6 protein-coding genes and 2 pseudogenes are annotated in these 5,613 nt (G+C 69.3%); 7 read left to right on the top strand and 1 reads right to left on the bottom strand.

Annotated features, from left to right (window positions below; genetic code table 11):
• Positions 1-56: 56 nt before the first annotated feature.
• From BMG523DRAFT_RS21600 to BMG523DRAFT_RS21580, 7 genes and pseudogenes are all read left to right on the top strand, one after another.
• Complete coding sequence (locus BMG523DRAFT_RS21600; RefSeq protein WP_255353908.1) at positions 57-872, top strand: cytochrome P450; 816 nt, start codon at positions 57-59, stop codon at positions 870-872.
• Positions 873-912: 40 nt separating this feature from the next.
• Positions 913-1,764 (top strand): annotated as a pseudogene (locus BMG523DRAFT_RS26870) (IS630 family transposase); the annotation flags it as partial.
• Positions 1,765-2,016: 252 nt separating this feature from the next.
• Complete coding sequence (locus BMG523DRAFT_RS26865) at positions 2,017-3,102, top strand: site-specific integrase (protein WP_166793687.1); 1,086 nt, start codon at positions 2,017-2,019, stop codon at positions 3,100-3,102.
• Positions 3,099-3,641 carry a DUF6262 family protein gene (locus BMG523DRAFT_RS27580; protein WP_035734542.1) on the top strand — a complete coding sequence of 181 codons (543 nt, stop codon included), beginning with the start codon at positions 3,099-3,101 and terminating at the stop codon, positions 3,639-3,641. Before BMG523DRAFT_RS26865 ends, BMG523DRAFT_RS27580 begins: the two co-directional genes overlap by 4 nt.
• 367 nt (positions 3,642-4,008) lie before the next feature.
• Positions 4,009-4,368, top strand: a pseudogene (locus BMG523DRAFT_RS27575) (transposase); the annotation flags it as partial.
• A 30-nt stretch (positions 4,369-4,398) separates the two neighbouring features.
• Entirely contained in the window at positions 4,399-4,530 is a 132-nt protein-coding gene (locus BMG523DRAFT_RS27055; protein WP_023841871.1) for a hypothetical protein, read from the top strand.
• A 129-nt stretch (positions 4,531-4,659) separates the two neighbouring features.
• On the top strand, positions 4,660-5,226 hold the full coding sequence (locus BMG523DRAFT_RS21580; protein ID WP_035734546.1) for a maleylpyruvate isomerase N-terminal domain-containing protein: 567 nt from the start codon (positions 4,660-4,662) through the stop codon (positions 5,224-5,226).
• Between the two features lie 68 nt (positions 5,227-5,294).
• Here BMG523DRAFT_RS21580 and BMG523DRAFT_RS21575 read toward each other — a convergent pair whose 3' ends face one another.
• Positions 5,295-5,612 carry a hypothetical protein gene (locus BMG523DRAFT_RS21575; protein ID WP_152987891.1) on the bottom strand — a complete coding sequence of 106 codons (318 nt, stop codon included), beginning with the start codon at positions 5,610-5,612 and terminating at the stop codon, positions 5,295-5,297.
• Between the last annotated feature and the right edge of the window lies 1 nt (position 5,613).

Below are 5,613 nucleotides of genomic sequence, written 5' to 3'. Positions count from 1 at the left end.
TGCGCCACAGCCGGCGGGAAAGCACCCGCCGGCCCCGCCCTCGAACCCTTCCTCACCTGGCAGACCACCACCCAGACCGGCAGCCCTCCCAGCACCGACCCACCCCAGGACGGCCCACCCGACGGGCCCGAGCCCTAACCCCACCCACAAGCCGAAAACCACCCGACCGGCAACACCGGCCGGGCCTTCGGCCCGCCCACCCACGCCATCACCGAACTCTTACGGTGCGAAAGTACCGGCAACTGCATGCTCTGATGCATCAGCTTGCCGAGGAGCGCCGCCAGGATCCGCGTGACGACCTCATCACAAGGTTGATCAACGCCAATGTGGACGGGGACCACCTGACGCGCGATGAGCTAGGCAAGTTCTTCACCCTGCTTATCGTCGCCGGCGCCGAGACCGCGCGCAATGCGCTGTCCCACGCCCTCGCGCTGCTCACGGAGCACCCCGAGCAGCGCTCGACGCTGCTCGGGGATCTCCCGGGGCGGCTGCCAGGCGCGGTCGAAGAGGTGATCCGCTACGCGACGCCGACCACCTGGATGCGCAGGACGCTGGTCCGACCGGCCGAGCTGTCGGGGAACGTCTACCAGCCGGGCGATCGAGTGGTGATGTTCTACAATTCGGCGAATCGGGACGCCGCGGTGTTCGACGCGCCGGACAGGTTTGACATCACCCGTGATCCGAATCCGCACCTCGGATTTGGCGGCCCTGGGCCGCACTGGTGTCTGGGCGCGCATCTCGCGCGTCATGAGATCACCATCATGCTCAAGGAGCTTCTGACCAGACTGCCAAACGTCCACGTCAGCGGCCCGGCCGTTCGCCAGCGGTCCAGTTTCTCGAATGGCATCAAAGAACTGCCGTGCTCATTCTAGTGTCCTGAGTCGTAGATTCGTGGGCGGATAGAATGGGCTGGTGCCTGGCCCGAGCGTGGAACCCATCGAGTTGTCGGCTGCCGAGCGTGCGGTGCTGGAAGGGTGGGCTCGGCGGCGCACGACCGCGCAGGCGCTGGCGTTGCGCTCGCGGATAGTGCTGGCCTGCGCGGAGGGTGGGACGAACGCGGGGATCGCGACCGAGTTCGGGATCACGCGGGGGACGGTCGCGAAGTGGCGGAGCCGGTTCGCGGTCGACCGGTTGGAGGGCCTGTCGGACGAGGCGCGTCCAGGGGCGCCGCGCAAGGTCACCGACGCGCAGGTCGAGGCGGTGATCGGAAGGACGTTGGAGGAGAAGCCACCGAACGGTGACACCCACTGGTCGTCGCGGTCGATGGCGAGGGCCAGCGGGTTGTCGCAGTCGACGGTGTCGCGGATGTGGCGGGCGTTCGGGTTGAAACCGCACCTGGTCGAGACCTGGAAGCTGTCCACCGACCCGCTGTTCGTGGACAAGGTCCGTGACGTGGTCGGGGTCTACCTGGACCCGCCGGAGAAGGCGATCGTGCTCTGCGTCGACGAGAAATCCCAGGTGCAGGCGCTGGACCGTACCGCACCGGTGCTGCCGCTGATGCCGGGTACGCCGGAGCGGATGACCCACGACTACGTCCGCCACGGCACGACGAGCCTGTTCGCCGCCCTCGACCCGACGTCGGGGGCGGTGATCGCGCAGACCTACCGGCGGCACCGCCATCAGGAGTTCCTGCGTTTCCTCAAACTGATCGACTGCTCGGTCCCGAAGGGCTACGACCTGCACCTGGTCCTGGACAACTACGCCACCCACAAGACCCCGGCGGTGAAGAACTGGCTGCTGCGCCACCCCCGCTTCCACCTGCACCTTCGCCGCGGCGACATCGAGGCGTTCCTGAACCGGCTGGCCTACCTGGAGTCGATCGGTACGATCACCGGCGACGCGCGGATCCGCACCTGCCGCGAGGTCCGCACGGTGCTGACCCGGATCCGCGCGCTCGGCCTGACCCGCCCCGGCGGGCTCGCGAGCGGACTCGGGGACGACTTCGCCGTCCACCGCGACGACATCCCCGCCCAGCCGGAGCCCGCCGAGCCGCACCGCGACCTCCCCCCGGAGATCATGCGGCAGGTCTGCGACCAGCTCGACAGCCTCACCTCGGCGGAGATGCGCACCGCGTTCTCGCTCGCGATCGACACCGGCCGCCGCCCCGAGGAGATCGCCGCCCTCGGCTTCGACTGCCTGACCCGCGATGCCGACGGTGCGCCGCTGCTCATCTACACCAACCACAAAGGTCACCGGCTCGGCCGACGCCTCCCGATCGGCGAGAACACCGCCGACCTGGTCGTCACCCAGCAACGGCGGGTTCGCGGCCGTTTCCCGGACACCCCGATCGCCGAACTCGCGCTGCTGCCGACCGACCGGCGCAACCCCGCCGGCCGCCGGCCGATCACCGCGTTCAGCCTGTCGTTCCACCACCGGACCTGGGTCAGCCGGATGCCGACCCTGACCACCAGCGACGGAGTCGAGTTCGACAGGAGCAGGATCGTGCTCTACGCCTACCGGCACACCTACGCCCAGCGGCACGCGGACGCCGGCGTCCCGATCGACGTGCTGCGCGAGCTGATGGACCACCGCAAGTTCGACACCACCCGGCAGTACTACCGCGTCGGCGAACAGCGCCGCCGCGAGGCCGTCGACCGGCTCACCGCCCTGCAGTTCGACCGGCACGGCAACCGCGTCTGGCAACAGGCCCAAGCCCTCCTCGACACCGCCCACGCCCGCCGGGCCATCGGCGAGGTCGCCGTTCCGTTCGGGATCTGCGCCGAGCCGTCTAACGTCACCGCCGGCGGCCAGGCCTGCCCCTACCGGTTCCGCTGCGCCGGCTGCGACCACTTCCGCACCGACGTCTCCTACCTGCCCGAGCTGACCAGCTACCTCGACGACCTGCTGCGCACCCGCGAACGGCTCCTCGCCGCCGCGGACGTCGACGACTGGGCGAGAGCCGAGGCCATGCCCTCCGACGAGGAGATCACCCGCATCCGCCGGCTGATCGGCCGTGTCAGCGCCCGCCTCGACGAGCTCACCGCGCCCGAACGCACCCAGATCGACGACGCCGTCGCGACCGTTCGCCGGCACCGCGCCGCGCTGCTCGGCATGCCCCGCCTGCGCGCCGGAGCCGTCCCCACCGGCCAGGCGACGCCATGACCACCCCGCGCACCGCGGCCATGGCCCAGGGCCGGCGCGCGGACACCGACCGGCGCCGCCAGCGCGTCCAGACCGCCCTCACCAGCGCCCACGCCGCCGGCAAGGAGATCACCATCAGCGGCATCGCCCGCGCCGCCGGCGTCGACCGGACCTTCCTCTACCGGCACCGCGACCTGCTCGAACAGGCCCACGCCCTCGAAGCCCAGCCCGCCCCCAACCCCAGCGCCGGACCCACCGTGACCCGAGCGTCCCTGCAGGCCGACCTACTCGCCGCCCACGAACGCGCCATCCGCCTCGCCACCCGCATCCACCAACTCGAAAACCGCCTGTCCGGCACCCTCGGTGAACAGACCTGGCGCGAGTCCGGACTCGGCGCACCCGCCGACATCGACACACTCAACGCACGAATCATGAACCTCGAGCAGCACGTCGTCGACCTACGCCTCCAACTCGCCGAACGCGACCAGGACCTCACCGCCGCCCGGCAAGCGAACCGCGAAATGATANCCCGCATCAACNCCCCGCCGACGAGCCGATAAAAACCCCGGCGCGTCACCCTTGCACCACACCTGTTGCAGAACATACCTTCAAGTCAACAGCCCCTGAGCTGCGCAAACGCAGAGATCAGGCGCCCGGACCAGCGTCCGACCCCCAGAGAAACGCCGCCACTCCACCCTGCGCTACCAAACCCCCGAACAGGCCGAAAACCTCTACCACGCGACTATCGCAACTATTGCGGACGCCGCATAAGAAGGATAAGGTCCCTACTATGCAGGTGTCCGAGAAACGGGGCTCACCTCAGGCCACGGCACGTCGGCATAACGAAGACGTCACCATAAGACGCGCTGCACACCCAGGACGACACCGCGACCTGGCTCGTCGACCACGGAGCGCACTACCTGCTGATTGTGGAGGCGAACCGGCCGACGCTGCTGGCCCAGCTGGCGACCCTGCGCTGGACGAAGGTCCGCACCACGTCGCGGACGAGAAGCCGCGGCCACGGCCGCGTCGAACGCCGGACCGTGCAGGCCACCGAGGTCCGCGCCGGGATCGGCTTCCCCCACGCGGTCCAGTCCGTCCGGATCATCCGCCACCGCCGGCCCCTGGCCCGGCGGCCCAGCCACAGCCGAAACCGTCCACGCGGTCACCAGCCTGCCCACGCACCACGCCAGCCCGAGGCTGCTCGCCGAACTCGCCCAAGCGCACTGGGCCATCGAGAACCGCCTCCACTGGGTCCGCGATGTCACCTACGACGAGGACAGACACCGCGCCCGCACCGGAAACGCGCCGCAGGTCATGACCAGCCTCCGCAACCTCGCGATCACCATCCTGCGCCTTACCGGCGCGAAGAACATCGCGAAGGCCCTACGCCACCACGCCCGCCACCCCGAACGACCCCTCGAAACAATCAAGAAGGCCGGTTGCTAACCAGCAACTTTGCCGCCGCCCTGGGCCCCCACCCGCTCGTCACCAGCGCTTCGGCCGGCAGGTCGAACAACCTGCGCCACGGGCCGTGACCCTTGGCCATCCAGCTGGCAGACTTGGGCCATGCATTTGGTGGGTGCTGACGAGGTGCAGCAGGCCGTGGCCGAGATGGTGCGGGTACTGGCCCCTCATGACGAAATCGACTGGCACATACCCGCGGGTTCCCTGGAGTGGACCTGCTGGACTACCGCTGCGCACGTGGTCCACGACCTCGCGGCTTATGCTGTACAGCTCACAGCCCAGAGCGACGAGAAATACCTGCCCTTTGACCTGACAGTTCGGCCGGGCGCGTCGCCGCGACAGATTTTGCGACTGGCTAGGGTGTGCGGCTGTCTGCTCGGCGCGGCGGTGTCGGGAGCCGCGCCGGAGGTCCGCTCCTGGCACTGGGGGGCCACCGATCCCAGCGGCTTCGCCGCGCTGGGCGTCTGCGAGACCCTGGTCCACACCTACGACATTACCCAGGGTCTGGAAATCGCGTGGTCGCCTCCCGAGCCGCTGAGCGTCGCCATCCTCGGACGGCTTTTCCCTGACGCTCCGGAAGGTGACCCGTCCCGGGCACTGCTGTGGTGCACGGGACGGATTGACCTCCCTGGCCGACCCCGCGTCACCTCTTGGGTTCTGAGGACCGCCGTCGCCTGACTCGATGCGGGTGTCCTGTTTCCGCGCGCTAAGTGGTTGAGCCTGGAAGTCCTTCGGGGGTGCAGTGATCAGCTGGGTTCGGTGGGGAGGTGGACGGTGCAGGCGGTGTCGAGGGCGTCCTGGGGGCTACCGGCGGGGTATCCGGTGAGCAGGGCGGTTTCCTGGTAGCGGTTGTGGGCGGCGGAGTAGATCGCGAAGCCGAACGAGTGGGCTGACCCGCCGTAGCGCANCCGGCACAGGGGGATCTCCTCGCCGTCGGGCAGGACGCCGGCGACGTAGGCGAACGCGCCACGGTAGGTGACCTCGGTGCGGGCGAGTTGCGGCCAGCGNTGCTCCGCATGATCGAGCAGGCGCAGCCGGATCGAGGACGTCGTGGACTCGGGGATC

It is taken from the genome of Frankia sp. BMG5.23 (genome assembly GCF_000685765.2).
Taxonomy (GTDB): domain Bacteria; phylum Actinomycetota; class Actinomycetes; order Frankiales; family Frankiaceae; genus Frankia; species Frankia casuarinae.
This window is presented reverse-complemented; position numbering and strand designations above follow the sequence as displayed.

What these genes read in the sequence shown, in the direction of transcription:
- BMG523DRAFT_RS26865 (WP_166793687.1), top strand. Translation starts at nt 2,017, where the DNA reads ATGCGGCAGGTCTGCGACCAGCTCGACAGCCTCACCTCGGCGGAGATG.
- BMG523DRAFT_RS27055 (WP_023841871.1), top strand. Translation starts at nt 4,399, where the DNA reads ATGACCAGCCTCCGCAACCTCGCGATCACCATCCTGCGCCTTACCGGC.